This window comes from Alteromonas sp. WD8-37, from assembly GCF_055326825.1.
In genome coordinates this window covers 146,971-173,019 of record NZ_JBUZOV010000001.1, presented here as the reverse complement: position 1 = coordinate 173,019, position 26,049 = coordinate 146,971, and the positions used below count along the sequence as shown (strand labels likewise).

27 protein-coding genes and 7 tRNA genes are annotated in these 26,049 nt (G+C 52.5%); 21 read left to right on the top strand and 13 right to left on the bottom strand.

Features of this window, described 5'->3' with window-relative positions:
- Positions 1-307 precede the first annotated feature (307 nt).
- The 5 genes from fusA to ACTUJZ_RS00790 form a co-directional block, all read right to left on the bottom strand.
- Entirely contained in the window at positions 308-2,395 is a 2,088-nt protein-coding gene (gene fusA / locus ACTUJZ_RS00810; RefSeq protein ID WP_463634364.1) for an elongation factor G, read from the bottom strand.
- Between the two features lie 168 nt (positions 2,396-2,563).
- The gene (rlmM, locus tag ACTUJZ_RS00805) at positions 2,564-3,640 is read right to left on the bottom strand and encodes a 23S rRNA (cytidine(2498)-2'-O)-methyltransferase RlmM (protein WP_463634363.1); all 1,077 of its coding nucleotides are present in this window, start codon (positions 3,638-3,640) and stop codon (positions 2,564-2,566) included.
- The gene (locus ACTUJZ_RS00800; RefSeq protein WP_463634362.1) at positions 3,633-4,004 is read right to left on the bottom strand and encodes a DUF423 domain-containing protein; all 372 of its coding nucleotides are present in this window, start codon (positions 4,002-4,004) and stop codon (positions 3,633-3,635) included. Before ACTUJZ_RS00800 ends, rlmM begins: the two co-directional genes overlap by 8 nt.
- An 8-nt stretch (positions 4,005-4,012) precedes the next feature.
- Positions 4,013-4,651 (bottom strand): alpha/beta fold hydrolase, encoded by a 639-nt coding sequence (locus ACTUJZ_RS00795; RefSeq protein ID WP_463634361.1) that lies wholly within the window; start codon positions 4,649-4,651, stop codon positions 4,013-4,015.
- Positions 4,641-5,540: a transcriptional regulator GcvA gene (locus ACTUJZ_RS00790; RefSeq protein ID WP_463634360.1), complete on the bottom strand. Its 900-nt coding sequence runs from the start codon at positions 5,538-5,540 to the stop codon at positions 4,641-4,643. The genes ACTUJZ_RS00795 and ACTUJZ_RS00790 overlap by 11 nt, the downstream gene beginning before the upstream one ends.
- A gap of 216 nt (positions 5,541-5,756) precedes the next feature.
- Between ACTUJZ_RS00790 and ACTUJZ_RS00785 the strand changes: the two genes are divergently transcribed.
- Complete coding sequence (locus ACTUJZ_RS00785) at positions 5,757-6,023, top strand: hypothetical protein (RefSeq protein ID WP_463634359.1); 267 nt, start codon at positions 5,757-5,759, stop codon at positions 6,021-6,023.
- Positions 6,024-6,082: 59 nt separating this feature from the next.
- Here the strand turns inward: ACTUJZ_RS00785 and kdsA are convergent, their stop codons facing one another.
- The 5 genes from kdsA to hemA all read right to left on the bottom strand — a co-directional run bounded on the left by kdsA (position 6,083) and on the right by hemA (position 10,653).
- Positions 6,083-6,937, bottom strand: a complete 855-nt coding sequence (gene kdsA, locus ACTUJZ_RS00780; RefSeq protein WP_463634358.1) for a 3-deoxy-8-phosphooctulonate synthase — start codon at positions 6,935-6,937, stop codon at positions 6,083-6,085.
- A gap of 11 nt (positions 6,938-6,948) precedes the next feature.
- Positions 6,949-7,323: a SirB2 family protein gene (locus ACTUJZ_RS00775; protein ID WP_463634357.1), complete on the bottom strand. Its 375-nt coding sequence runs from the start codon at positions 7,321-7,323 to the stop codon at positions 6,949-6,951.
- A gap of 91 nt (positions 7,324-7,414) precedes the next feature.
- Positions 7,415-8,269 (bottom strand): peptide chain release factor N(5)-glutamine methyltransferase, encoded by an 855-nt coding sequence (gene prmC / locus ACTUJZ_RS00770; RefSeq protein ID WP_463634356.1) that lies wholly within the window; start codon positions 8,267-8,269, stop codon positions 7,415-7,417.
- Positions 8,270-9,355, bottom strand: coding sequence for a peptide chain release factor 1 (prfA, locus tag ACTUJZ_RS00765; RefSeq protein ID WP_463634355.1), 1,086 nt, complete (start codon positions 9,353-9,355; stop codon positions 8,270-8,272). It lies immediately after the preceding gene.
- A 14-nt stretch (positions 9,356-9,369) separates the two neighbouring features.
- A complete protein-coding gene (hemA, locus tag ACTUJZ_RS00760) occupies positions 9,370-10,653 on the bottom strand; it encodes a glutamyl-tRNA reductase (protein ID WP_463634354.1) in 1,284 nt (427 codons plus the stop codon).
- Between the two features lie 114 nt (positions 10,654-10,767).
- On the opposite strand from hemA, the gene lolB reads away from it, so the two are divergent.
- From lolB to ACTUJZ_RS00680, 16 genes are all read left to right on the top strand, one after another.
- Entirely contained in the window at positions 10,768-11,370 is a 603-nt protein-coding gene (gene lolB / locus ACTUJZ_RS00755) for a lipoprotein insertase outer membrane protein LolB (RefSeq protein ID WP_463634353.1), read from the top strand.
- Between the two features lie 2 nt (positions 11,371-11,372).
- Entirely contained in the window at positions 11,373-12,236 is an 864-nt protein-coding gene (gene ispE / locus ACTUJZ_RS00750; protein WP_463634352.1) for a 4-(cytidine 5'-diphospho)-2-C-methyl-D-erythritol kinase, read from the top strand.
- A gap of 6 nt (positions 12,237-12,242) precedes the next feature.
- A tRNA-Gln gene (locus ACTUJZ_RS00745) sits at positions 12,243-12,318 on the top strand.
- Positions 12,319-12,358: 40 nt separating this feature from the next.
- Positions 12,359-13,297 (top strand): ribose-phosphate pyrophosphokinase, encoded by a 939-nt coding sequence (locus ACTUJZ_RS00740; protein ID WP_463634351.1) that lies wholly within the window; start codon positions 12,359-12,361, stop codon positions 13,295-13,297.
- Between the two features lie 152 nt (positions 13,298-13,449).
- Positions 13,450-13,833, top strand: coding sequence for a hypothetical protein (locus tag ACTUJZ_RS00735; RefSeq protein WP_463634350.1), 384 nt, complete (start codon positions 13,450-13,452; stop codon positions 13,831-13,833).
- Positions 13,834-14,044: 211 nt separating this feature from the next.
- Entirely contained in the window at positions 14,045-14,689 is a 645-nt protein-coding gene (locus ACTUJZ_RS00730) for a 50S ribosomal protein L25/general stress protein Ctc (protein ID WP_463634349.1), read from the top strand.
- A gap of 6 nt (positions 14,690-14,695) precedes the next feature.
- Entirely contained in the window at positions 14,696-15,289 is a 594-nt protein-coding gene (gene pth / locus ACTUJZ_RS00725; protein WP_463634348.1) for an aminoacyl-tRNA hydrolase, read from the top strand.
- 23 nt (positions 15,290-15,312) lie between these two features.
- Positions 15,313-16,404, top strand: coding sequence for a redox-regulated ATPase YchF (gene ychF / locus ACTUJZ_RS00720; RefSeq protein ID WP_463634347.1), 1,092 nt, complete (start codon positions 15,313-15,315; stop codon positions 16,402-16,404).
- Positions 16,405-16,789: 385 nt separating this feature from the next.
- The gene (locus ACTUJZ_RS00715; RefSeq protein ID WP_463634346.1) at positions 16,790-17,644 is read left to right on the top strand and encodes a peptidylprolyl isomerase; all 855 of its coding nucleotides are present in this window, start codon (positions 16,790-16,792) and stop codon (positions 17,642-17,644) included.
- Positions 17,645-17,815: 171 nt separating this feature from the next.
- Positions 17,816-17,892 (top strand) — tRNA-Met (locus tag ACTUJZ_RS00710).
- 30 nt (positions 17,893-17,922) lie between these two features.
- A tRNA-Leu gene (locus ACTUJZ_RS00705) sits at positions 17,923-18,007 on the top strand.
- A 4-nt stretch (positions 18,008-18,011) separates the two neighbouring features.
- A tRNA-Gln gene (locus tag ACTUJZ_RS00700) sits at positions 18,012-18,087 on the top strand.
- Between the two features lie 54 nt (positions 18,088-18,141).
- A tRNA-Gln gene (locus ACTUJZ_RS00695) sits at positions 18,142-18,217 on the top strand.
- Between the two features lie 37 nt (positions 18,218-18,254).
- Positions 18,255-18,331 (top strand) — tRNA-Met (locus ACTUJZ_RS00690).
- A 39-nt stretch (positions 18,332-18,370) separates the two neighbouring features.
- Positions 18,371-18,446 (top strand) — tRNA-Gln (locus ACTUJZ_RS00685).
- Positions 18,447-18,638: 192 nt separating this feature from the next.
- Complete coding sequence (locus ACTUJZ_RS00680) at positions 18,639-20,084, top strand: alanine/glycine:cation symporter family protein (protein ID WP_463634345.1); 1,446 nt, start codon at positions 18,639-18,641, stop codon at positions 20,082-20,084.
- Between the two features lie 55 nt (positions 20,085-20,139).
- Here ACTUJZ_RS00680 and ACTUJZ_RS00675 read toward each other — a convergent pair whose 3' ends face one another.
- The gene (locus ACTUJZ_RS00675) at positions 20,140-20,691 is read right to left on the bottom strand and encodes a carboxymuconolactone decarboxylase family protein (protein ID WP_463634344.1); all 552 of its coding nucleotides are present in this window, start codon (positions 20,689-20,691) and stop codon (positions 20,140-20,142) included.
- A gap of 91 nt (positions 20,692-20,782) precedes the next feature.
- Between ACTUJZ_RS00675 and ACTUJZ_RS00670 the strand changes: the two genes are divergently transcribed.
- The gene (locus ACTUJZ_RS00670; protein WP_463634343.1) at positions 20,783-21,406 is read left to right on the top strand and encodes a TetR/AcrR family transcriptional regulator; all 624 of its coding nucleotides are present in this window, start codon (positions 20,783-20,785) and stop codon (positions 21,404-21,406) included.
- On the opposite strand, the gene ACTUJZ_RS00665 is transcribed toward ACTUJZ_RS00670, so the two are convergent.
- A complete protein-coding gene (locus ACTUJZ_RS00665) occupies positions 21,384-21,563 on the bottom strand; it encodes a hypothetical protein (protein ID WP_463634342.1) in 180 nt (59 codons plus the stop codon). The two genes, ACTUJZ_RS00670 and ACTUJZ_RS00665, sit on opposite strands and share 23 nt — an antisense overlap.
- Complete coding sequence (locus ACTUJZ_RS00660) at positions 21,551-22,732, bottom strand: FAD-dependent monooxygenase (protein ID WP_463634341.1); 1,182 nt, start codon at positions 22,730-22,732, stop codon at positions 21,551-21,553. Before ACTUJZ_RS00660 ends, ACTUJZ_RS00665 begins: the two co-directional genes overlap by 13 nt.
- A 280-nt stretch (positions 22,733-23,012) precedes the next feature.
- Between ACTUJZ_RS00660 and miaB the strand changes: the two genes are divergently transcribed.
- From miaB to ybeY, 3 genes are read left to right on the top strand one after another with little or no spacing between them, the layout of a single operon-like run.
- Positions 23,013-24,449 carry a tRNA (N6-isopentenyl adenosine(37)-C2)-methylthiotransferase MiaB gene (miaB, locus tag ACTUJZ_RS00655; protein WP_463634340.1) on the top strand — a complete coding sequence of 479 codons (1,437 nt, stop codon included), beginning with the start codon at positions 23,013-23,015 and terminating at the stop codon, positions 24,447-24,449.
- 29 nt (positions 24,450-24,478) lie between these two features.
- Complete coding sequence (locus ACTUJZ_RS00650; protein ID WP_463634339.1) at positions 24,479-25,558, top strand: PhoH family protein; 1,080 nt, start codon at positions 24,479-24,481, stop codon at positions 25,556-25,558.
- Positions 25,555-26,034, top strand: coding sequence for an rRNA maturation RNase YbeY (ybeY, locus tag ACTUJZ_RS00645; RefSeq protein WP_463634338.1), 480 nt, complete (start codon positions 25,555-25,557; stop codon positions 26,032-26,034). Before ACTUJZ_RS00650 ends, ybeY begins: the two co-directional genes overlap by 4 nt.
- Positions 26,035-26,049: the final 15 nt, after the last annotated feature.

Here is a 26,049-nt window from a genome sequence, read left to right as displayed (position 1 = left end):
CCCCGCCGGCCCAGCAATACACCCCGGTCACCAGGCCGTTGGGAATATCACAGCCCGGCCCCCGGGCCCACCAGATGGCCGCCGAACCATACACTTTGACGCCGCTGCCATGCGGCCAGCAGCAGCGCTGCACCATCTGCCAAACGCCCAATGCAGCCAGGCCGGCAACGATCAGCATCAGAGCTACACTCAAATATGCAATGGTTATCATCGTCATCTCCACAATTACAGGTATGACGCTCAGTTAACCAAATATCAGGCATAAAAAAACCCGCCAAAAGGCGGGTTTTTAATAACTCAGAAGCGATTACTTAGCAGCTTTACGTGCTTTAGCTTCTTCGATAACTTTTTCAGCAACATTGTTAGGACATGAAGCATAGTGGCTGAACTCCATAGAGAACTGACCACGACCAGATGTCATAGTACGCAGGTGGCCGATGTAACCGAACATTTCTGACAGAGGTACATCTGCTTTGATACGTACGCCAGTTGCGCCAGCTTCCTGGTCTTTAATCATGCCGCGACGACGGTTCAGGTCACCGATAACATCACCAACGTGATCTTCTGGTGTGAACACGTCCACTTTCATGATTGGCTCAAGGATCTGAGGACCCGCTTTTGGCATTGTTTGACGGTATGCACCTTTGGCTGCGATTTCGAACGCAACAGCTGATGAATCCACCGCGTGGAAGCCACCGTCGAACAGTTCAATTTCAACGTCCAGTACCGGGTAACCCGCCAGCGGACCTTCTTCCATCATATTCTTGAAGCCTTTTTCGATGGCCGGGAAGAATTCTTTTGGTACGTTACCGCCAACAACAGTTGACTTGAAGCTGAAGCCTGAGTTGGTTTCGCCCGGACGGATGCGGTAATCGATCTTACCGAACTGACCAGAACCACCAGACTGCTTCTTGTGCGTGTAGCTGTCTTCGATTTCTTGCGTGATAGACTCGCGGTATGCAACCTGTGGCTGACCAACTTCCAGCTCAACGCCGTAAGTACGTTTCAGGATGTCTACTTTGATATCCAGGTGCAATTCACCCATCCCTTTCAGGATAGTTTCACCAGAATCTTCGTCAGTCTCCACCTGGAACGACGGGTCTTCAGCAACCAGTTTACCGATAGCGATACCCATCTTCTCAGTTGCGCCTTTATCTTTAGGCTTAACAGCGATTGAGATTACCGGCTCAGGGAAGATCATCGGCTCAAGCGTACAAGGATGTGCAGTTGAACACAGAGTGTGGCCAGTCTGAACATTCTTCATACCAACAATCGCCAGGATGTCACCGGCATGTGCGGTAGTTAGCTCGGTACGGTCGTTAGCGTGCATTTCAACCATCCGGCCGATACGCTCTGTTTTGCCCGTGGCACTGTTCAGAATGGTGTCACCCTTGTTCAGTACACCAGAGTAAACACGGATGAAGGTCAGTGCACCAAAACGGTCGTCCATGATTTTGAACGCCAGCGCACGGAACGGCTCGTCTTTAGATACAGTCGCCACCTCACCAGTAGGTTCACCAGTGTCTTTGTCAGTCAGATCCTGAGGAATAACTTCCGTTGGGTTAGGCAGGTAATCGATTACCGCGTCCAGTACCAGCTGTACACCTTTGTTCTTAAAGGCAGAACCACAGTAAGTTGGGAAGAATTCCAGATCGCGAGTACCTTTACGGATACAACGCTTAATATCTTCGATAGACGGCTCTTCGCCATCCATGTACGCCATCATCAGGTCGTCGTCCATTTCTACCGCAGTTTCGATCAGATCTTCACGGTACTCAGCAACTTTATCTTTCATGTCGTCTGGTACATCGCATACTTCGTAGTTTTCTGGCAGACCAGTTTCGTCCCAGATGTAAGCTTTTTGTTCCAGTACGTCGATGATGCCGTTGAACTCGTCTTCGATACCGATAGGCAGCGTCATGACAACAGGCTTAGCACCCAGTACTTTTTTGATTTGGCCGATTACACGGTAAAAATCAGCACCCATACGGTCAAGTTTGTTAACAAAGATTATCCGTGCAACGCCTGATTCGTTAGCATAACGCCAGTTGGTTTCTGATTGCGGCTCAACACCACCAGAACCACAGAATACACCGATACCACCGTCCAGTACTTTCAGTGAACGGTAAACTTCTACGGTGAAGTCAACGTGTCCAGGAGTATCGATGATGTTCATCCGATGGTCTTTCCAGAAACAGGTTGTTGCTGCTGACTGGATGGTAATACCACGCTCAGCTTCCTGTTCCATGAAGTCAGTTGTTGACTCACCATCGTGTACTTCACCGGTTTTGTGGATTTTACCGGTAAGCTTCAAAATACGTTCAGTCGTGGTAGTTTTACCCGCGTCTACGTGGGCGAAAATACCAATATTTCTATAATGAGATAAGTCTGCCATTAGTTCACTTTCGTTGGTTCAGAGTAAAAAAACGGCGGGATTATAAAGGATTTCAATACCAGATTGACAGCCCTTTAGGTAAAAAGTATAAAACTTATCCAGCTAATTCCCGCCAGCATTTGTTGTTGTCTTTATTTATCATGAGCTTACGACTTTTAGAGCGTATAGTTACACTCTTATTACTGAGACGGTAATTTCATCACGGTCATGATAAAGATGCCGAAGATGGACGACAAACCGATCTTCGCGTTGTTGTAATCGAGACGTCAGGCCCGCCATCGCAGTCACCACGGTTTCATAGCGCTGCTTCATAGGTAATTTCAGGTTGAAAATAGCATGGTCAGCCCAGCCTTTAACTAACCAATCCCCCATCAGTGTGGCGACCCGGTCGGGTTGCTCTATCATATCACAAACCAGTAAATCTACACGGCCAAATTGTGGCCGGTAGGCAAAGCCGTCGGCAGCAAAATGTTCAACCAGGCCGGTAGCCATCAGCGCCTCATCAATACTGCCGTTGTCAATCGCTTCCACATGCAGGCCACGCTGCACCAGCTGATAGGTCCAGCCGCCCGGGCAGGCGCCCAAATCCACTGCCCGGCCGCCGGCGCGAAACACCTGCTGCCGCTGGGGTTCAGTCAGCATGGTCAGGATCGCTTCTTCCAGCTTGAGGGTTGAACGACTGGGCGCACTGGGCGGAAACTTCAACCGATAGATGCCATTGGCATGCGGGCTGCGGCAATCCGGATAGGAATACCCCACCAGGCAACGGTCAAAATCGGTAAAAAACACATGCAGGGCGCGCTGCTGTGGCTGCTCTTTGAAAGTCAGACAGCGCTCTTTCCGTAACGCCTGACGCAGCACTACGGCAAATTTGCGGCAAAATTTGGCCAGCGTGTTACCTGCATCGGTATCAGCATGATCCACAAACACCAGGCCATTTTTCCACTCCTGGCTATCGTGGGCCTGGATCTCAGCAACAATCGGCGCCAGTCGGTCCTGTTTATCCAGGTCGCTCAAGGTGGCGGTGATCACAGCCAACTGGCGGGCAAAGATGGTGTCAGCCACCGCCAGCGACCGGCCCAGTTTGTCGGCATCACCAGGTTGATAACATTCCCACTCCACATAGCCCTGGCCGCGGGTAAACCGGGCAAAGCCGTAACAGCCCAGTTCGGTGGCACGCTGGGTCAGCTCGTTGGCCAAATCATTTTCATATCCGGCCCGGCAATAGCCTAAAACACTAGCCATTGGCCCTCCTGTATACAGCTCCAAAAATTACACATGCCCAGCCGGCCATTAGCAGGGTGCCGCCAATGGGGGTAACCGGCCACAGCCAGGTTGCGGTGGTCAGGGTCAGCATGAAAATACTGCCACTAAAACACAGCATTCCCAACGTAAAACACCAGACGGCCGCCTGTTCCCAGCGCCGCGCCAAAGGCAATGCGCAGCACAGCAAGATGGCCACGCTATGGTACATCAGGTAATCCACCGCTGTGCCCAGCGCCTGCTTACCCTGTGCCGATATCGCCTCATCAAGCCCGTGGCTGACCCAGGCCCCTAACATTACCGCCAACAATGCTCCGGCCGCGCCAGTGGCCGTCCAGGTGCGCATCCGGCGGCTCACGCGTGAACCTGCCGGGCAACAAAGTCCGCCGCCAGCGAGGCAGCCTGGTCAAGATGCCCGGTATGGGTGAAGCCACTGGCTTTACGCGGCTTTAAACTATGGTCGCCGTCGGCCAGGCAGTGTACCTGCACCCGTTTATGCAAACCAAAACTGTCAATTTCGTGTTCTGTGCCAAAAGTATCGCGAGCGCCCTGCACAATGCACACTGGCTTGCCGTCTGCTTGCAAATGCTCGGTGCGCAACTTATCCGGCTTGCCGGGCGGATGAAACGGATACCCAAATACCACTGCAGCATGTGCGCTGCTGTCTTCCAGCAGCATGGTGGCCATGCGCCCGCCCATGGACTTACCACCGATACAGGTAGGAAGTGCTGGCAATTCGGCCTGCAAGTGGGCTAGTAGCTGCGAATAGTGGTCCCGTAGTCGCTCGGCTTTATCCGGCGGGCGGCGCTTACCGGTGGCGGCGATGGTTTGCATATAGGGAAAATCAAACAGCACTACTTCAAGTTGCCGGGCTGTCAGGCGTACTGCCATATCCTGCATAAAGTCGGACTGCTTGCCGGCACCCGCACCGTGAGCCAGCACTAACCGAGCCAGCGGCTTGCTGGCGGTGACCCGGGTATAATCAAAATTCATCTTGCTCTTCCTCTACCAGCGCCAGGATCCAACTGCGAAAAGCGGCAATTTTCCCCAGCTCTGCCTGGGCTTCGTCACACACCACATAAAAGGCATCACGGCTTTCTACCCGCTCGGAAAACGGCATTATCAAACGCCCTGCATCAATTTCCGGCCGCGCCAGGATAGTATTGGCCAGCGCGATGCCCTGCCCCAGTGCGGCGGCTTGCAAGACCAGCATCGAGTGGCTGAATACCGGCCCCTGGTTTACATTGACCCCGCTGACCCCAACCTGGCGCAACCAGGTTTTCCAAGCTTCACGACTTAAGTCGTGCAATAGCACATGGTGTTTCAGGTCAGCCAGGCTGGACAGGGGCTTGGGCCCGCTAAACAAACTGGGTGAGCATAAGGGCGTTAAAAACTCTTTGTGCAGTTTGTCGGCCTGAACCCCGGACCAGCGCCCCTTGCCATAATAAATGGCCACATCCACATCATCGTCCAAAAACCCTTCGTCAAAATCCACTGCTTTGATACGCACATCGATATCCGGGTGCGCCACACTGAATTTGCTGATCCGTGGCACCAGCCACTGCGCGGCAAAGCTGGGCGGCATGGCCACAGTGATCGCCCCTTTACTGCCTTTGGCCAGTAACCGCTCGGTGGCTTCCTGCAAGCTTTTGAAAATATCTTTAAGCTCTAAAAAGTACGCCTGCCCTTCTTCGGTCAGCAACAAGGTGCGATTACGCCGGATAAACAGCTTCATGGATAAGTATTCTTCCAGGGCTTTTATCTGGTGGCTGACCGCAGCCTGGGTCACAAACAGCTCATCGGCAGCGCGGGTGAAGCTTAAATGACGCGCCGCAGCTTCAAAGGCTTTCAGAGCATTTAACGGCGGCAAACGGCGATGCATAACAGTACTCGCAAAGGGTGACGAAATAAGGACAAAAGCATTAGTTTATCTAATCGATCAACCATACTTTTACTCGTTTTAATTTTGCACAATTAATGCTTAATATTTACCCGTCATGAAGACTAACACTTCATGAACAATAAGTTACATTATTGCTTTGTTAAGTTTTTTAACAATTATCAAACAATGTTTCAATAAATTATATTAGGTGTGAATATGAACAAACTACTGCTTTCTACAGTTTCTGTTATGGCATTTGTTGGCGCGGCTCAGGCGAGCCAGGCTGACACTGCTGCAACCAATAATGCATTAGCGCTGGATCTGGATATTGCCCTGGTGACGCCCACCTCCAATCTGGAATCAGACATCAAAGCGCAAGCCCAGGCTACCCTGGAACAAGGTAAACAACGCTACCTGAAAAAATCGCTGCTGGCTTTCAAACGCAAAGCCAAACAACCTAAGCGCACGCAATACAGCGAGTAAGCGTTCTATTTACACCTGATAACATACAGGCAGGATTGCCTGCCTGTATGTCTTACTGATTAATTGGCTGAGGTATCCAAAGGCGCAAAGCCTTTAATCAGCTCATCCAATGCTTTCATCTGGGCCAGATAAGGCTCCAGCTTTGACAATGGCAACGCACACGGGCCGTCACATTTTGCTTCGTCCGGATTCGGATGGGCTTCAATAAATAAACCTGCCAGGCCAAGTGCCATACCACTGCGCGCTAACTGCGCTGCTTGTGCGCGCCGACCGTCTGCCGACGATTCACGCCCACCGGGCATTTGTAGCGCATGGGTGGCATCAAAAATTACCGGTGCATAACTTTTCATAGCTTCCATGCCCAGCATGTCCACCACCAGGTTGTTGTAGCCAAACGAGCTGCCCCGTTCGCACAAAATCACCTTATCGTTGCCGGCTTCACCCAGCTTGGTAATGATATGGCGCATTTCATTTGGCGCCAAAAACTGCGGCTTTTTGACATTGATTACAGCACCGGTTTTCGCCATAGCCACCACCAGGTCGGTCTGGCGGGCTAAAAACGCCGGCAACTGGATCACATCGGCCACCTCGGCCACGGGTGCTGCCTGATGCGGTTCATGAACATCGGTAATGACCGGAATATCAAAGGTCTGCTTAATTTCCTGAAAAATCTTCAGGCCCTCATCCATGCCCGGCCCGCGATAGGAATGGACCGAAGAACGGTTAGCTTTATCGAACGAGGCTTTGAACACATAGGGAATCGCCAGTTTGTCGGTCACGGTTGTGTAGTGCTCGGCAATACGCATGGCCAGGTCACGAGACTCCAGCACATTCATGCCACCAAACAAAACAAACGGACGATGGTTGGCAACCTCAGTGTTACCAACCTGAATAACTTGCTGTGATACAGACATGATAAATTACCTTAAAAAATGATGGCTTGTTTGGTAAATGCGACCCGGGCAATCAGTACGATCCAGGTCAGCGCGCCAACAAAGCCAATCCAGCGCATGGGCGTGGAGCGCGCCCATTTCAGCGCAAACAAGCCCATTAAGATATACAGAACCAGGCCCATGACCTTGAAGGTGAGCCAGTCGTTGACAAATGGCCATTGCGATAAAATGCTGCATAACCACAGCGCACTGGCAATCAACACAGTATCAATGACATGAGGCAGCACTTTTGCCCATTTTTGTTCAAGTATCTTAGGGCTGGCCTGCACCAGCATAAAGCGCAGAATAAACAGCAAAATACTTAACGCGACTGCGGTTAAGTGGATATTTTTGGCCAACATGTACATGAGTGGTTCCTTTGCATTTTAAACCGCCGGCCAACAGGCCGTTCGTTGTTATCGGGTGCTTACCTATACGCAGGATAAGCACTGCTATCCATTAATCTTGTGTAAGCTCGGCCTCAGAAGACAGCTGCCCTGCGGTCACCCGGGCCAGCCCGGCTAAATCGTGATGAGTGATCACAGCGCTAAAGCCAGCCTCCACCAATAGTGCCTGCACAGCACTGCCCTGGGCAAAGCCGTGCTCTAACAACAGCCAGCCGCCGGCGCGCAAGTGCTGCGATGCCTGGGCAATAATGTGGCGAATGTCATCCAGTCCGTCATCACCGGCGGTAAGGGCCGAGGTCGGCTCAAAACGTACATCCCCTTGCTGCAGATACGGGCTGGCCGCCTCTACATAAGGCGGGTTACTGACTAGCACATCAAAACGCTCGCCGGACAATGCATCAAACCAGTGACTCTGGATAAACTGCACGTGGTCCAACCCATTGCGGGTGGCGTTGGCTCGCGCCAGCGCAACAGCATCAGCCTGGCTGTCCAGTCCCATGACAAACGCATCGGCGCGCTCGCTGGCCAGCGCCAGCGCCACCGCGCCGGTACCGGTGCCCAAATCGCACACCCGCGCCGGGCCCGCCGGCATAACAGCCAGCGCCTGCTCCACCAATATTTCAGTATCAGCGCGTGGGATCAGGGTGGCTGGGCTCACCTGTAATGACAGGGTCCAAAATGGTTTTTCACCGGTCAGATACGCCACCGGCTGGCCGTCAACACGCTGTTGCACCAAGGCTTCAAAGCGCTGCTGTTCCTCAGCAGACAAAGGCTGTTCTGGCCAGGTGTACAAATAAGTAGCCGAACGGTTGAGCACATGGGCCAGCAGAACTCGTGCATCTACTGCAGCCGAGTCCGATTCGGTCAGCCGGGCAGCAGCCCAACTGAGCGCCTGCTGAATATCCACTTAGTCGTCTGCCAGTGAAGCCAGCAGATCGGCGTGATGCTCCTGACGAATAGGTTCAAGCACTGCATTCAAATCGCCCTGCACCACTTCGTCTAACCGGTACAGGGTAAGATTGATACGGTGATCGGTGACCCGGCCCTGGGGGAAGTTGTAGGTGCGGATCCGCTCAGAACGATCGCCGCTGCCCACCAGGTTACGCCGGGTAGAGGCTTCTTCGGCCATGCGCTTTTCTTCTTCAATCTGGTTCAGACGAGCCTGCAATACCGACATGGCTTTGGCCCGGTTCTTATGCTGAGAGCGCTCGTCCTGACACTCCACCACTAGACCCGTGGGTATGTGCGTGATGCGAATCGCCGAGTCGGTTTTGTTAACGTGCTGACCACCGGCGCCTGAAGCGCGGAAGGTATCCACTTTCAAATCTGCCGAATTGATTTCAATAGCTTCGGATTCAGGTACTTCGGGCAACACCGCCACGGTACAGGCAGAGGTATGAATACGTCCCTGGCTTTCGGTTTCCGGCACTCGCTGCACGCGGTGACCGCCAGACTCAAACTTCAAGATGCCGTAGGCGCCGTCGCCCGACACATTGGCGATGATTTCTTTAAAGCCGCCATGCTCACCCTCACTGGCGCTGACCACTTCCATCCGCCAGCCCTGATTTTCGGCAAAGCGGCTGTACATTCTGAACAGATCACCGGCAAAAATAGCGGCTTCGTCGCCACCGGCGCCCGCGCGTACCTCCAAAAAGCAGTTGTGATCATCATTGGGATCTTTAGGCAGCAGTAAGATTTGCAGTTCTTCTTCCAGCTGTGCCAGGGTTTCTTTGGCCTGTTTGATTTCTTCCTGCGCCATCTCACGCATTTCGGCATCATCTTCGGCCAGCATTTCCTGCGCAGACGCCAGGTTTTCTTCGGCCTGCTGATAGGCGTTAAAGCCTTTTACCACATCTTCCAATTGGCTGTATTCTTTGGACAAATTGCGAAACTTATCCTGATCGCCGATAACACCTGGATCGCCCAATAAGGCCTGCACTTCGTCAAAGCGTTCAACCAGATGTTCCAGTTTGCGGATCACCGACTCTTTCATACACTCATTTTACCTTATTCTCGACGCTGATCTGACTGGCTATCCAGTTCCAGCGAGTCACTTAGCCACTGGGTCAGCGATGCTTCACGTTTTGCAGCCGCTTCGCGTAACACGCGGGTTGGCCCATGCATCAGTGAATTAGTTAGTTTATAGGCCAGCTCTTCAATGATTTGTTCGGCTGCCTTTCCGTCCTGTAATTGTGCCAGAGCACGGGCCACCAGCTCATCGCGCTGGCCGGTGCCGCGTTCCCTGAACTGGCGTACCAAGTCAATCGACTGCTGGGCTTGTTGCCATGACTGGTATTGTTCCACCTGCCCGGCAATGATCTGTTCTGCATCCTGGGCGGCTTCTTCCCGGCTAGCCAGGTTTTGCTCTACAATGTGCTGCAAATCATCCACCGTATATAAATATGCATCGCCCAGTTCATTAACCTCAGATTCAATGTCCCGGGGCACCGCCAGATCCACCAGAAACATGGGCATGTTGCGCCGCTGGCGCAAAGCACGCTCGACCATGCCTTTGCCAATTAATGGTAGCTGGCTGGCCGTAGAGCTGATCACTATATCAAAATGATGTAATTGTTCAGGCACCTGCGCCAGGGTCAGCACATCGGCGTGCAGGCGGCTGGCCAGTGTTTGTGCCCGGGCCAGGGTGCGGTTTGCCACACTAATATTGGCTACGCCCTGTTCTTTTAAATGCTGGGCCACCAGTTCGATGGTTTCCCCTGCCCCCACCAACAGTACCGAGCGTTCGGGCAGCGCGGCAAAAATATGCTTAGCCAATTGCACCGCAGCAAAGGCCACTGAGACCGCATTGGCGCCAATATCGGTATCGGTACGCACTTTTTTTGCCACCGAGAAGGTATGCTGAAACAAGCGCTCGAAGTCTGCCCCTACCGTGCCATTGTGGCGGGCATCATTATAGGCCTGCTTGACCTGACCCAGGATCTGCGGCTCCCCTAAAATCAGTGAGTCCAGCCCGGCGGCTACCCGCATTATATGCGTGATTGCGGCTTTTTGCTCGTACACATAGCTGTGATCTTCCACCAATGCTTCCTCCACATGATGAAACCCGGCCAGCCATTGTTTTAAGGCAGGCGCGATGCGGGCTGCATCCTGTTCGGCATTGATATAGATTTCAGTGCGGTTGCACGTCGAAACAATCACCGACTCGTTCACCCCGGCCAGCCGTTTTAACGACGCCAGCGCGATCGCCAGCGAATCAGGTGTAAAAGCCACCTTTTCACGCAAAGCAACAGGAGCAGTTTTGTGATTGATTCCGAGGGCAAGTAAGCTCATTTAAATTCATCTGGCGACTTCGGAGCGGCATTGTACGAAAAAGGCAAAATTATTGAAAGTGTTGGCGAACTTGTGTTCCTATATATAGGTCAATCAGCCCAATCGATTTTTTGTATGTCTTTACGTCCCGTTATTCTCGCCCTGTGCCTGGCAATCCTGGCTGGCTGCACTTCCTTACCCCAAGGGCCCACCGAGTCAGTAAATTTACCGGCGCAGCTTGAAGCCTTGCGCGATATCACCCAGTGGCGGGTGAAAGGCAAAATGGCGATGCGTCAGCAGCAAGAAGGGGTGAGTGCCAACTTACTGTGGCGCCACCGACCGCAAGAGTTTCGTTTCAAGCTCACAAATTTACTGGGCATCACGCTGGTGGACCTTACGGAAGATGCCGGTCTGGTTACTTTAGAGGCTGATGATCAAACCTTTACCGATACCGACGCTCAGGCATTGATTGCCCGGGTCACCGGCTGGCAGGTGCCGGTGGCTCAGTTACAAGATTGGATCAAGGGCCTGCCCGGCCCCACCGACCAGTATACTCTTAACGATAAACAACTGCTGGCCACCCTGACCCCTAATTGTAATGGCTGTGGCCAGTGGCGGGTCAGCTATAGCCATTATGGCAAGGTGGATCAAACCTGGCTGCCCCATGCCCTGACCCTGACCGACCTGAGCCAGCCCAACACCTTTATCAAAATTCGTATTGACCAATGGACGCTGTAGCTATGTCCCACGACTGGTGGCCCAGCCCGGCCAAACTGAATTTGTTTTTGCACATCACCGGGCGCAACGAAAAAGGTTATCACCTGTTGCAAACCCTGTTTCAGATGCTGGATGTGGGCGACCGGCTGGCTTTTGCCCCGGCCCCTAATGGCACTATCTGCATGGCCACGCCGTTAGCCGGTGTACCGGATGAGGATAATCTGATTGTGCGCGCTGCGCGTCTGCTTGCTGAGGCTGCTGATGTTAAGCAAGGGGTGGCGATCACCCTGGACAAACAACTGCCCATGGGCGGCGGGATTGGCGGCGGCTCGTCTAATGCGGCCACTACCCTTGTGGCGCTCAATCATCTTTGGGGCTGCGGCCTGACCAATGCCGAGCTGGCTACACTGGGCTTACAACTGGGCGCGGATGTGCCGGTGTTTGTGCATGGCAAGACCACTTTTGCCGAGGGGGTGGGTGAGCATTTTTACCCTGCCGCCACAGCACCGGCCTGGTACCTGGTAGTGAACCCGGGTGTACATGTGAGTACCCCGGCGGTGTTTGGCGAACCCGATTTGCCTCGGAACACTGCGCCCATCGACTGGGCCGGCTATGAATTTGACCAGACAGGCAATGATTGTCAGCAAATTGTCTGTAAACGGCATCCCGAAGTTGCAAATTTATTACAGTGGTTGCTACACTACGCACCGTCGCGGATGACGGGCACAGGGGCGTGCGTGTTCGCCACCTTTAAGCACCAGCAAGAAGCCCGGGATGTACTGGCAAGGTTGCCCGCTGACTGGACTGGCTTTGTGGCAAAAGGCGTGGCTCAATCGCCTTTATTAGTAAAACAACAAGCAGTGAACGCAGCTCCGGACAGATTTTAATACCGTTGGGGTATAGCCAAGTTGGTAAGGCAGCGGGTTTTGATCCCGCGATTCGTAGGTTCGAGTCCTGCTACCCCAGCCACCTCTACTATCAATGCACTGAGGAAACACTTGTGCCAGATATGAAGCTCTTTGCAGGTAATGCCGTACCAGAACTTGCCCAGAAAGTGGCCGATCGTCTCTATACCAAGCTTGGAAACGCCAGCGTTGGCCGCTTCAGTGACGGTGAAATCAGCGTAGAGATACATGAAAACGTCCGTGGTTCGGACGTTTTTATTATCCAGTCTACATGTGCCCCCACCAACGATAACCTGATGGAATTGATTGTCATGATTGATGCGCTGCGTCGCGCATCAGCCGGGCGTATCACCGCGGTGATGCCCTACTTTGGCTATGCCCGTCAGGACCGTCGGGTACGTTCGGCCCGGGTGCCGATTACCGCCAAGGTGGTTGCTGATTTTCTGTCAAACGTGGGTGTCGATCGGGTTCTGACCATTGACCTGCATGCTGAACAGATTCAGGGCTTTTTTGATGTTCCGGTAGACAATGCCTTTGGAACACCAATTTTGCTTGCCGATATGATGCGCCGCAATCTGGCAGATCCGGTGGTGGTATCACCGGACATCGGTGGTGTGGTGCGTGCGCGTGCAACTGCCAAACTGATGAATGATACCGACCTGGCCATTATCGATAAGCGTCGTCCCAAAGCCAATGTGGCGCAGGTGATGAATATTATCGGCGATGTGAAGGATCGTGACTGCATCATCGTGGATGACATGATTGATACCGGCGGAACACTGGCCAAAGCCGCTGAAGCGCTGAAAAGTCACGGCGCGCGCCGGGTCTTTGCGTATGCCACTCACGCGATTTTCTCTGGCAATGCGGTGCAAAATATCCGCGACTCAGTGATTGATGAAATCATTGTGACGGACAGTATTCCGCTTAATGCGCAGATGAAAAAGCTGGATAAAGTCAAACAGCTGACCTTATCTGAGATGCTGGCCGAAACTATTCGCCGCATCAGTAATGAAGAATCTATTTCGGCCATGTTCGAATATTGATTTTTGTTAACGCCGCCTTTCATGGCGGCGTTTTTTGTCCTACCCAAAACCTGCCGTCCCCCTGTTCACTTTGAACGCTCCACCAGATTCATTGTTTATTCAGCTTAATCTGTGCACAATGGTTTTTTTGTTTTCGCACAAAAGGATCTCCTATGAAAATGGCACTTTTGGGGCTGGCCCTGCTTAGCCTCCCACTATCAGCGTGTAGTCAGCAACCGGTGCAAGCCAATCAATCCAACAGCGAGCAAACCAGCAGTGAGCAAAGCATGAACGCAAGCAAATCTGAGCAAATACAAGGTCAATTGGTTTACAAAGATCTTGAAGGTGGCTTTTACGGCTTTATCGGGGACAATGGTCGCAACTATACCCTGCGTAATCTGGCCCCGGAATATAAACAAAATGGTATCCGTCTGGCAGTCACCGGCCATGTTCGCGATGACATCTTAACTATTACCCAGTTTGGTAGTGTGTTTGAAGTAGAAGCGGTAAAAGTGCTGGATGACAGCCAGGTGAGCCCCATCAACGATACTCACTAACCGGCACCGTGTGCGCAGGCCGCGGTGGGCTGCGCCAAACATTTGTCTCCCGATACGTTCGGTGGTAGAATTCGCCGCCCTTAATTAATAGGGCGCTGTGCGGCTGGCTGTTTACTGTATTGCAGTAGCGGGCAACTGATGCAGTACGCGATGTGCTTTTGGTCGCGGAAGCACATTAATCACTCACATTTATTTATTCTGGAGACAGGTAATGTCTACAAACACAATTTTTACTCTGGATGCTAACGTCCGTACTGATAAAGGGAAAGGTGCGAGCCGCCGCCTGCGTCGTGCAGACTTGGTTCCTGCGATCATTTACGGTGGTAACGAAGAGCCGGTTTCACTGACCCTGGACCACAACAAAGTAAATAACTCTGCGGATTACGAAGCGTTTTATTCACACGTTCTGACCATCAACATCGATGGCAAGAAAGTAGAAGCGCTGGTAAAAGACATGCAGCGTCACCCATACAAGCCAAAAATCACGCACATCGATTTTCAGCGCGTTGTAGCGGGCGAAAAACTGCACACTAACGTGCCTCTGCACTTCATCAATGAAGACAAAAATGAAGCCATCAAAGCAGGCGGCATTGCAGAACATCACCTGAATGAAATTGAAATCACCTGTCTGCCTAAAGACCTGCCAGAGTACATCAATGTAGATATGGCTGGTGTTGAAATGGACGGTACGGTTCACTTGTCAGACATCTCTCTGCCAGCTGGTGTAACTTCGGTTGAACTGGCTAAAGAAGATGAAGATCACAACCTGACAGTAGTGACCATCAAACCTGCTCCTAAAGCTCCAGCAGCTGAAGAAGATGCAGAAGGCGAAAAAGAAGAAGGCACTGAGGAATAATCCCGGTTGTCTGACATTCGTCTGATTGTGGGCCTGGGTAATCCAGGCCCCGAATATGAACATACCCGTCATAATGCCGGCGCCTGGTATCTGCAGGAGTTAGCCGCGCGTTTTCATACTCAGTTGACCCCGGAAGCCAAATTTTATGGCAAGACCGCACGGATCACCGTGGCCGGTCAGGATGTTCGACTGCTCTACCCCACCACCTTTATGAACAAAAGCGGTCAGGCAGTTGGCGCACTCGCCAATTTTTACCGGATCGAGCCTGAACAGATTCTGGTGGCTTTTGACGAGTTGGATCTACCGCCAGGCATTGCGAAGTTCAAGCTGGGGGGAAGTTCGAGCCAAAATGGGGTACGCGATATAGTGGCCCGTATGGCCAACAACAAGAATTTTTTACGTTTGCGCATTGGCATAGGCCACCCCGGGCATAAAGCCAGGGTGACAGGTCATGTCCTGGGTAAACCCAGTGCAGCAGAAAAAGACGCCATGGACAGTGCTATCGACGAAGCAGTGCGCTGTACCGAGCTATTGCTGCAGGATGATTTAAAAACTGCTCAAAACCGGCTTCATTCATTTAAAGCCGAAGTCACCAAATAATCTAACCGAGACACGAGGCTAGCATGGGTTTCAAATGTGGTATCGTCGGCCTGCCCAACGTAGGCAAATCGACGCTATTTAACGCTCTGACCAAAGCCGGCATTGAAGCCGCTAACTTTCCATTTTGTACCATTGAGCCGAACACCGGTGTGGTACCTGTGCCGGATTTACGCCTGGATAAACTGGCAGCCATCGTTAATCCGCAACGCGTCATCCCCACCACCATGGAATTTGTGGACATTGCCGGCCTGGTAGAAGGTGCCTCTAAAGGCGAAGGCCTGGGCAACAAATTTTTGGCCAATATCCGTGAAACCGATGCCATCGGCCACGTGGTTCGTTGTTTTGAAGACGACAACATTGTGCACGTTAATGGCCGGGTAAGCCCACAGGATGATATTGATGTAATCAATACAGAGCTGGCGCTGGCCGACCTGGAGACCACCGAAAAAGCTCTGTTGCGGGTGGCCAAACGGGCCAAAGGCGGTGACAGTGAAGCCAAGTACGAGTTAAAAGTACTGGAAAAAATCAAACCGCATCTGGATGAAGGCAAGCTGCTGCGCTCTCTTGAGCTAAGCAAAGAAGAGCTGGCCGCCATCGGTTACATGAATATGCTGACCTTGAAGCCCACCATGTACATTGCTAATGTCAATGAAGAAGGGTTTGAAAACAATCCGTATCTGGATCAGGTACGTGCCATTGCTGAGGGCGAAAATGCCGTAGTGGTGGCTGTATGTGCCGCCATTGAGTCTGAAATTGCCGAGCTGGACGACGATGAACGTGAAGAGTTCATGCAGGACATGGGCTTAGAAGAGCCTGGCCTGAACCGTGTTATCCGCGGCGGGTATAACTTGCTGACCCTGCAAACCTATTTCACTGCCGGTGAAAAAGAAGTGCGGGCCTGGACCTACCCGGAAGGGTCTACTGCTCCGCAGGCAGCCGGTAAGATCCACACTGATTTTGAAAAAGGCTTTATCCGCGCCGAAGTGGTATCGTTTGACCATTATGTTGAATTTAATGGTGAACAAGGTGCCAAAGATGCCGGTAAATGGCGCCTGGAAGGTAAAGACTACATTGTTAAAGATGGCGATGTAATACACTTCCGCTTTAATGTGTAAGCTTACGCGCTGCTAAAAGCCACGCTTATCAAACACCGCCCTTTTTAAAGGGCGGTTTTTTTATAGGGTGACAAAAACTGTTTGGCTTACCCACAGTAACTGACTTTGCTTTATCTGCCTGCCAACGACGCTAACGCTGACCATCGATGTAGCCCCTTAGCACCAGGCCATTAGCTCCAAGCCAGCAGCGCCACACCGGCAACCACCCACGGCCCACGTCCAGTAATCAGGTTAGCTGACCGGTCATGTATCCCAACTTGCTACACTATCGGCGCCCACTGGCTATCAGTACAGTTTTGCTGACTGTCATTCCGACTGTGGATACTTGCAACCATGGCCGATTATGTGTCAAATACAGCCCATGTTTAGTCTACAGGCAACAATCATGAAGCGATTCGGATTGGGATTACTGGCATGGCTGCTTAGCACCCCCGCCATTTACGCCCAGGATGACACACACTGGTATCAGGTGCCGCAATCGGATCTGGTCTACCTGCAAACCACCCAGGGGCCGGTAATTATTGCACTGACCGACAGTATCGCCCCGCAACATGCCCAGCGTTTTCGTGAGCTGGTAAAAAGTGGCTTTTACAACAACCGCTATTTTTACCGGGTGATTGAAGGCTTTGTGGCCCAGGCAGGGTCTAACGGCACCCACCGGGCCGGGGATAGCACAGCGCCCCTGCCGGCTGAATTTACCGCCAGTTCGGTAGAAGGATTTTACGAGGTGGAGCGGCCAGCCCCGTTTGCCCCGGTCAGTGGATTTATCAATGGCTTTGCTGCGGCTACCACCCCGGACAGACAGCGCTACTGGCTGGCTCACTGTCCTGGCACGGTCGCCATGGCTCGCGACAATAAGGCCGATACCGGCGCCACCGAATTTTACGTGGTATTGGGTCAGGCTCCGCGCCATCTGGATCGTAATATGTCGGTGTTTGGCCGGGTGGTGGACGGTATGGCTGCACTGCAAAAACTGCCTCGCGGCAGTGCCGACAACCATGGTGTTTTAAAAGATTTTTCCGAAGCCAGCGAACTGATCGATGCCCGCCTGGGCACCGATGTGCCCAAATACCGCCGGCGCCAGGTGGCGCTGCAATTACCCGGGCACAGTGACTATCAGAAAAAAGTGGCCGAAGCGCGGGCAATGTCTAATCCGTTTTTTGTGGATGATGCGCTGGCGCCCCGCCCCATCGACATATGTTATTACCAGCCTGAGGTGCGGGTGAGCCGGCCTGAATAATCGCTGCAAACCGACTGAAATGTGTTATTTTTCAGACAAATGTTTGGTTTTTAAGGCGTTGGCGTACATATTATGCGCAGTTAACCAAAGTTAGCAAAAAAGGGGTTGACGGGCTTGCCTCATATTCGCATAATACGCGCCACTTCCTGAGAGGGAACGTTGAAAATGTGAGGCTACGTAGCTCAGTTGGTTAGAGCACATCACTCATAATGATGGGGTCGCAAGTTCGAATCTCGCCGTAGCCACCAATTTCATAACTCTCAGTGTTGTCCGACTGTGCGGGAGTGGTGGAATTGGTAGACACGCTGGATTTAGGTTCCAGTGCTTCACGGCGTGAGAGTTCAAGTCTCTCCTTCCGCACCACAGTTGGGGTATAGCCAAGTTGGTAAGGCAGCGGGTTTTGATCCCGCGATTCGTAGGTTCGAGTCCTGCTACCCCAGCCATTTTTTCCAGCATAGTGATGCAAGTTTGCGCTGCAGATTTGCGTGATTATCTACTGGGGTATAGCCAAGTTGGTAAGGCAGCGGGTTTTGATCCCGCGATTCGTAGGTTCGAGTCCTGCTACCCCAGCCATATATTAAAACCGGTACATTCCTGTTTTTTTATCTAAGGCTACGTAGCTCAGTTGGTTAGAGCACATCACTCATAATGATGGGGTCGCAAGTTCGAATCTCGCCGTAGCCACCATCTTTTTGGCAGAAGATGAAAAAAACATTGCCACACAATTGGGGTATAGCCAAGTTGGTAAGGCAGCGGGTTTTGATCCCGCGATTCGTAGGTTCGAGTCCTGCTACCCCAGCCATATTTCAAAAAACCGGCCTCTGGCCGGTTTTTTATTGTCTGCCCGCCCAAACTCTGCCTATATCAGATTAAAAAATCATTAGATATGCCATTATCCGTTACTTTTGTGAATATCCGCAGCTTTTTCCCCAGCCTGTGCGTGGTAAGATAACCTTACAAAATGACGTAAACACAACATTTCCAAGGATCTTCTGTGCTAGAAACAATTGTGGGGGCAGTAAATAATATTCTGTGGGGCGATGGGTTTGCCCTGGATATTGGCAATACCACCCTGGCCACCGGCCCTCTTCTGATTTACCTGCTTGTTTTTTGTGGACTCTGGTTTAGCGTCAAATTAGGTGGCGTACAGTTTCGTCATTTTTTCCATATGTTCTCGCTGATGAAAGGCAGCACCACAGCCACCAAAGAGGGGATCAGCTCGTTTCAGGCTCTATGTACCAGCTTATCTGCCCGGGTCGGTACCGGTAACCTGGCCGGTGTCGCAGTGGCCATCTCTTTGGGCGGCGCCGGTGCCATCTTTTGGATGTGGATGATTGCGCTGATTGGCATGGCCACCGGCTTTGCCGAGAGTGTGTTAGGCCAGCTGTACAAGGTACGCGATGACAATGGTGAATTTCGTGGCGGCCCGGCGTATTACATTAAGCAGGGTTTAGGCAAAACCTGGCTGGCGGTGGCATTTTCACTGTGTTTATTTTTTGGCTATGGCTTTGTATTTAGCGCGGTGCAGGCCAATACTATCACCGATGCGCTGGAAAATGCCTATGCCATTCCCACCCTCTATTCGGGCCTGGCTATCATTATTTTAGCCGCGCTCATTGTGGTGGGCGGTCTGCGTGGCATTGCCCGCTTTGCCGAACTGGCCGTGCCATTTATGGGGGTGGGCTATATCCTGGTGGCCCTGGTGGTCACCGCCATCAATATTGCTGAAATACCAGCCTTGTTAGCACATATTGTTAAAGCCGCATTTGGGCTGGAAGAAGCCGGTGCCGGAGTACTGGGCGCGGCCATTAAAAACGGCATTCAGCGCGGTTTGTATTCTAATGAAGCCGGCTCAGGCAGTGTGCCGCACGCCGCGGCCGGCGCTGCGCCCAATCCGAATCACCCGGTGTCCCAGGGCTATGTTCAGATGCTGGGGGTGTTTTTCGATACCATTATTTTGTGTACCTGTACCGCTTTTATCATCTTACTGGCCGGCGGCGAGAATGCGGCCGAAGGCATGGGCGGCATTGGTCTGACCCAGGATGCGTTAAGCGTGCATATTGGCGGCTCGGGCACTGACTTTATCTCAGCTGCCATCTGCTTATTTGCCTTTACCTCAGTGGTGGCCAACTACGCCTATGGTGAAAGTAATCTGCATATGTTCCGCTTAGATAACAAGGTAGGCCGGCTGGTATATACCGCAGGGTACCTGGGTATGATTTTGTGGGGCTCCATGGCCGCTCTGCCTACTGTCTGGGCCATGGCCGATATGGCACTGGGATTAATGTCGGTAATTAACATTGTGGCAATTATCTGGATGACACCCACTATCGTGGCCATCAGCAAAGATTATTTTAGCAAACGCGAGCGTGGCGAACGGCCGGAATACAAAACCGGCGACTGTGAGATACAGGGCAGCACGGAAAAAAATATCTGGTAATAAAAAAGCGGCTTATCCAAGCCGCTTTTTTTATCTTACGCTGACAAATCCTGGATTAGGATTTAGACCAGTCGAATTTTTTAAATGGCGCATCCAGTGGCGTTTCGGCCAGATGGTTGGTGTAGTTACTCATCACTTTTTGCGACAGCACCAACACAATTTCCAGCAACTGCTGACGGCCATAGCCAGCGTCAAAAAACTTGTTCAGCACTTCTTCGTCCACGTAGCCGCGGTTACGGGTCATCGACAGCACAGTATCACGCAATGTGCTCAACTTGCTGTCCTGAATAGGCTGCTCGTCACGCAGGGCGTCGATGAGTTCATCATCCACTTCCATACTTTTGGCAATGGCGGTGTGGGCCGGTACACAATAATGGCAGTTATGCTCCACATTAATCGCCTGCCACACCACCGTCAGCTCTTCTTTGCTAAACGAACTGTCCAGCGCAAGCTGATGTAGTTTCAAGTAGCCTTCCAGTAAACCGGGGGCTTCGGCCATCACACCGTGCAAATTCGGGATCATGCCATTTTCTTTTTTTGACGCCGCTAAAGCCTCTTTGGCTTTTTCCGGTGCATTGTTTTCATCATAAATGGTGTAGTCAGTCATCAGTGTCTCCTGTCTTGTGCGTGTCCCTTTATAATGGGTTTACTTGAACACTTGTTCAAGGGACAATGCAAAAAGAATTTCAGGGCCGGGAGTGGCCTGTTTACGTGGGGGTAGTAAGTTGTACGAACACAATGACATTTTGGACAAAGCTACAGACTTATTCTGGCAAAAAGGCTTTCAGGCCACCAGCATGCGAGATGTTCAGCAGGTACTGAATATGCGCCCGGGCAGCTTGTACGCGCGCTTTGCCGGCAAAGCCGAATTGTTCAATCAGGTGATTGACTATTACGCCAGCCGCTTACAAGCTCGCCTGCAAGCGGCTGTCGCGCAATCCGATGTGTTGGCGGCAATGCAGGCGTTTTTTGAACAGGAGTTACTCACGCCCCCTACCCGGCGCTATCAGCGCCAGTGTTTGCTGGTTAATGCGATGAGCCAGACCAGCAAGCTGAACGAGACCAACGCGGCGGCCCTGGAAGCGGCCATCGGCCAGCTGCGAAATGAATTTTGCGCAGTGATAAAAGCGTTACAGACTCAAGGTGTGCTGGCAACGGGGACCGATGTCAGCCAGGCAGGTAGCTGGCTGCAAACCCAGTTCATCGGCCTGCGGCACATGGCCTATGTGGCCCAGGATGACAGCCAGGTGCAATTTTTTATTGAAAAGCTGATGCTGGATTTGCAGGGTGCCTGGCCGGCTAACCCCGCACCATCATCATGATTAGCTGAATGATCAGGCTGATCATAATCAATGGCCAGATCCAGCGAGCCAGCTTGGAGGCGGTTTCACCGCTGACCCGCATGTTTGAACGTTCAATCAGTGGCACTACGATAAACAGGGCTAAAAACAAGATGCCCAGAATGACTAAAATTTCCATTGCGGTAACCCCATAGCATAGCGCAGGATGTGTTGTTTGGCTGGCTGCGCCCGCTGCGCGGTGGCCAGCATAGTATTGCGCAACCACTTAACTGGGGGTAACGGATTACTAAACAAGACATAAAATGCATCCATCGCCGACATCATGGCCAGGTTGTCTGTACGCCGGCGCCCTTCATACTGCGATTTTAATGCCCGCTGCATAGCCGTGGGCTCCAGATGTTGCTGGGTTACCGCCAGCAAGGCTGCCACATCTTTGTAACCAATATTCACCCCCTGCCCGGCCAACGGGTTGATAGTATGGGCTGCATCGCCTGTAATAATAGCCTGGCGCGCCACATAGTGCTGGGCGTGCATGCGGGATAAAGGAAATGCGGCTTTTTCCAGCACCTCAAACGGGCCGGTCTGGTCCGGAAAGGCTTCTTCAATACGTTGTGCCAGGCGGCGATTGTCCAGCTTGCTCAGTGACTGAATGGTGGCCGGGCTGTCATACCAGACAAACGAACCAAAGTTGTCGTACATAGGCAAAAACGCCCGTGGCCCGCTGGGGTGAAATTCCTGCCAGGTCCAGTCAGGCACCGGTTGTGCAGTTTTTACCACCACCCCCAGGGCTTGCTGACCATACTGCCAGCCGGTGGTGCCGATACCCGCCTGACGCCGGACCACCGACTGCGCCCCGTCGGCGCCAATGATCCAACGGCACTGCAGGGTGTCTAAATTCGATAGGGTCACCGTACAGCCGTGGGGCTGGTCAAACAAAACATGGGCAGCGGCTTCTTCACGGACGGTGAGATTTTCATGTTGCGGGTGTTCGCTTAAGGCCTGCATGCACGCCAGCTGCACCAAACGATTTTCAATAAAATAGCCCACCTGCTCGGCATCAATCATACCGGCATCAAAATCGGTGCGCGCACCGCCGGCTTCCCATACTGACAGGCGAGTGTAAGCGCGCATGCGCATGGCCTGCAAATACGGCCAGGCGCCCAGATCCTTGAGTAAATCGATACTGGCCATGGACAAGGCCGACACCCGCAGGTCCGGGCCTTGTTTGGCACTGTAAGGGGTGGCCGGCTGGGGCTCCAGTAAGGCAACCCGGTATCCCTGACGAATCAGCCCTAATGCGGTGGCCGCACCAATCATGCCGCCGCCGTTTACACAAAAATCGTACATACGCCCTCCTGCCGTGATGCGGCTATTATGGCCTAAAGCATGGCCTGCGTCATGTGGCCCGGTGCCACCTGCCCCACAGATTGGTGAAATTTAACCTCGCCAGGGTGTGAATCGCTGGGCAAATCGCCTGATAACAGGTAAAATACGCGGCTATTTTGAACACTACTGGCACCCTATTTCCAGCCAGGCAGGCCGCCCCTGCAATTTGCAGGCGCTGTCAGCGCTGCCTGACCTGTGGGCGCATTTACCCGTGCCGGTATCCAACTGTGTAGTTGTTGCTATGACCAAAAAGCTGTATATCAAAACCTGGGGCTGCCAAATGAACGAGTATGACTCGGACAAAATGGCAGACCTGCTCGACTCGACTCACGGTTTTCAGCGCGCTGAAGAACCTGAAGACGCAGATGTTATCCTTCTTAATACGTGCTCGATTCGGGAAAAGGCGCAGGAAAAAGTCTTTCACCAGCTGGGCCGCTGGAAAAACCTTAAGCAGGATAAGCCAGAGCTGATCATCGGTGTCGGTGGTTGCGTGGCTTCTCAGGAAGGTGACGCCATTCGCCAGCGCGCGCCGTTTGTAGATTTGGTGTTCGGCCCGCAAACCCTGCACCGTTTACCGGAGATGATCCAGCAACTGCACGGCGGTGCCCGCTCGGTGGTGGATGTGAGCTTCCCGGAAATTGAAAAATTTGACCGTTTGCCTGAGCCACGTGCCGAAGGCCCGACAGCGTTTGTTTCCATCATGGAAGGCTGTTCTAAATATTGCAGCTTTTGTGTGGTGCCGTATACCCGCGGTGAAGAAGTTAGCCGACCGGTGGATGATGTGCTGCTGGAAGTGGCGCAGCTGGCAGAACAGGGAGTCCGTGAAGTCAACCTGTTAGGTCAGAATGTAAATGCTTTTCGCGGCGATCACCATGACGGCAGCGAGTGCCGCTTTGCTGAACTGCTGGAACTGGTAGCAGCCATTGATGGTATCGATCGCATTCGTTACACCACCTCGCATCCGGTGGAATTTACCGATGATATCATCGCTGCCTACGAAACCATTCCGGAACTGGTGGATCATTTACACCTGCCGGTACAAAGTGGCTCAGATCGCATTTTGAACCTGATGAAGCGTGGCCATACGGCGCTGGAATACAAGTCGCGGGTACGCAAGCTGCGCAAAGTACGCCCCAATATCAGTATGTCATCTGACTTTATCATCGGCTTTCCCGGTGAAACCGATGCGGATTTTGAAGCCACTATGGATTTAATCCAGGCCATCGACTTTGACCTGAGCTTCAGCTTTATCTACAGCGCGCGCCCCGGTACGCCGGCAGCGGATGCGGTGGACGATGTGACCGAAGAAACTAAAAAGCAGCGCCTGCACTTGTTACAGCAACGGATTACCCAGCAAGCGTTGCGGATTGCCCGCCATATGGTGGGGACCGAACAGCGGATCCTGGTGGAAGGCCCGTCGAAAAAGAACCCAATGGAGCTTTCCGGGCGTACAGAGAACAACCGGGTGGTAAACTTTGAAGGCACACCGGACATGATTGGTGAATTTGTGGATATCAAAATCACCGATGTGTTTACCAACTCGCTGCGTGGTGAGGTGATTCGCCGCGAACAGGAGATGGGGTTGCGTGTGGCAGTTTCACCCCAATCTATTACCGCAAAGCATGTGGGTGAGCAACCCGATGCACTTGGTGTGGGCCAGTTTGTACCCAGCGCCTGAATCAGTCGAAAAGTGAGGACTAAAACAGCTTGAGTAATTTGGTAAGTAATGAAATTGTACTGGAGCCAGCAGATAACAAACGGTTATCTGTGCTCTGTGGGCCATTTGATGACAATATCAAACAAATTGAACGCCGTTTAGGGGTGGAGATCACCTACCGCAATAATGCGTTCAAGGTGTTAGGCGATGATCAGCAAGCCAGTGGTGCGGCTGAGTTACTCAAATCGTTGTATGTGGAAACCCAGCCGGTTAAAGGCCAGCCGGTGGAGCTGACGCCTGAACAGGTGCATCTGGCTATTCAGGAAGCCAGGGTGCTAGAGCAAGACACCAGCGGCGACCACTTCAACAAAGATGTCACCATCAAGACTAAGCGTGGCGTGATCAAGCCGCGCAATCCCAACCAGGGCCAGTATGTGGCGAACATCGTTAATCACGATATTACCTTTGGCATTGGCCCGGCCGGAACCGGAAAAACTTATCTGGCGGTAGCTGCCGCGGTGGACGCGCTGGAGCGCCACGAAGTACGGCGTATCCTGCTGACCCGTCCGGCGGTAGAAGCCGGCGAAAAGCTGGGTTTTCTGCCTGGCGACCTGTCACAGAAAGTCGACCCGTATCTGCGCCCGCTCTACGATGCGCTGTTTGAAATGCTGGGCTTTGAAAAAGTCGAAAAGCTGATGGAGCGCAATGTCATTGAAGTGGCGCCCCTGGCGTATATGCGTGGCCGCACCCTCAATGATGCCTTTATCATTTTGGATGAAAGCCAGAATACTACCACCGAACAAATGAAGATGTTTTTGACCCGGATTGGCTTTAATTCTAAAGCAGTCATCACCGGGGATATTACTCAGATTGATCTTCCTCGTGGCGCCCGTTCAGGCTTGCGCCATGCTATTGAAGTGCTGCGCAGTGTAAATGATATCTCATTTAACTTTTTCACCGCCACCGATGTGGTTCGTCACCCGGTAGTGGCGCGCATTGTTCAAGCTTACGAGAAATACGACACCCAGCAGGAAGAAGCACGCGAGGCAAAAAAAGCCCAGGCGCTGGCAGAGCAGGCCAATGCCAATAAGGCTACGTCCAATGCAGGTAACACTTCCTCCGCCTCATGAGTGCCCTGATTGATATTCAGCTGGCCTATGAGGATGACCCGGCCATCGCCGCGACCATCCCTGATGCTGACCAGTTACAACAGTGGGCAGACACCGTGTTTGCCCTGTTGGAACTGGGTGAGCAGGAACTGACTGCGCGTTTTGTCGGAGTGACTGAGTCTCAATCGCTGAATCATCAGTACCGGGGCAAAGATAAACCTACCAATGTGTTATCCTTTCCATTCGAATCGCCGCCCGGCCTGGAGCTACCTTTGCTGGGCGACCTGGTAATCTGCGCGCCGGTGATCAATGCAGAAGCTGCGGAGCAGGATAAAACGGTTCACGATCACTATGCCCATATGATTGTGCACGGGATCCTGCATCTATTAGGCTACGACCACATTGAAGAACATCAGGCTCAGGAAATGGAAGCGTTGGAAAAACGTATCCTGGCCGAATTAGGCATTGACGACCCTTACCGGGACGATCTACTTTGACCATTGAAATACAAC

Coding starts and splice junctions, on each gene's coding strand:
- fusA (WP_463634364.1), bottom strand. CDS start 2,395: ATGGCAGACTTATCTCATTATAGAAATATTGGTATTTTCGCCCACGTA.
- ychF (WP_463634347.1), top strand. CDS start 15,313: ATGGGTTTCAAATGTGGTATCGTCGGCCTGCCCAACGTAGGCAAATCG.
- ACTUJZ_RS00715 (WP_463634346.1), top strand. CDS start 16,790: ATGAAGCGATTCGGATTGGGATTACTGGCATGGCTGCTTAGCACCCCC.
- ACTUJZ_RS00675 (WP_463634344.1), bottom strand. CDS start 20,691: ATGACTGACTACACCATTTATGATGAAAACAATGCACCGGAAAAAGCC.
- rlmM (WP_463634363.1), bottom strand. CDS start 3,640: ATGGCTAGTGTTTTAGGCTATTGCCGGGCCGGATATGAAAATGATTTG.
- ybeY (WP_463634338.1), top strand. CDS start 25,555: ATGAGTGCCCTGATTGATATTCAGCTGGCCTATGAGGATGACCCGGCC.
- ispE (WP_463634352.1), top strand. CDS start 11,373: ATGTCCCACGACTGGTGGCCCAGCCCGGCCAAACTGAATTTGTTTTTG.
- ACTUJZ_RS00790 (WP_463634360.1), bottom strand. CDS start 5,540: ATGCATCGCCGTTTGCCGCCGTTAAATGCTCTGAAAGCCTTTGAAGCT.
- lolB (WP_463634353.1), top strand. CDS start 10,768: ATGTCTTTACGTCCCGTTATTCTCGCCCTGTGCCTGGCAATCCTGGCT.
- ACTUJZ_RS00735 (WP_463634350.1), top strand. CDS start 13,450: ATGAAAATGGCACTTTTGGGGCTGGCCCTGCTTAGCCTCCCACTATCA.
- kdsA (WP_463634358.1), bottom strand. CDS start 6,937: ATGTCTGTATCACAGCAAGTTATTCAGGTTGGTAACACTGAGGTTGCC.
- miaB (WP_463634340.1), top strand. CDS start 23,013: ATGACCAAAAAGCTGTATATCAAAACCTGGGGCTGCCAAATGAACGAG.
- ACTUJZ_RS00665 (WP_463634342.1), bottom strand. CDS start 21,563: ATGGAAATTTTAGTCATTCTGGGCATCTTGTTTTTAGCCCTGTTTATC.
- ACTUJZ_RS00730 (WP_463634349.1), top strand. CDS start 14,045: ATGTCTACAAACACAATTTTTACTCTGGATGCTAACGTCCGTACTGAT.
- ACTUJZ_RS00800 (WP_463634362.1), bottom strand. CDS start 4,004: ATGCGCACCTGGACGGCCACTGGCGCGGCCGGAGCATTGTTGGCGGTA.
- ACTUJZ_RS00775 (WP_463634357.1), bottom strand. CDS start 7,323: ATGTACATGTTGGCCAAAAATATCCACTTAACCGCAGTCGCGTTAAGT.
- hemA (WP_463634354.1), bottom strand. CDS start 10,653: ATGAGCTTACTTGCCCTCGGAATCAATCACAAAACTGCTCCTGTTGCT.
- ACTUJZ_RS00785 (WP_463634359.1), top strand. CDS start 5,757: ATGAACAAACTACTGCTTTCTACAGTTTCTGTTATGGCATTTGTTGGC.
- prfA (WP_463634355.1), bottom strand. CDS start 9,355: ATGAAAGAGTCGGTGATCCGCAAACTGGAACATCTGGTTGAACGCTTT.
- ACTUJZ_RS00740 (WP_463634351.1), top strand. CDS start 12,359: ATGAAGCTCTTTGCAGGTAATGCCGTACCAGAACTTGCCCAGAAAGTG.
- ACTUJZ_RS00795 (WP_463634361.1), bottom strand. CDS start 4,651: ATGAATTTTGATTATACCCGGGTCACCGCCAGCAAGCCGCTGGCTCGG.
- ACTUJZ_RS00660 (WP_463634341.1), bottom strand. CDS start 22,732: ATGTACGATTTTTGTGTAAACGGCGGCGGCATGATTGGTGCGGCCACC.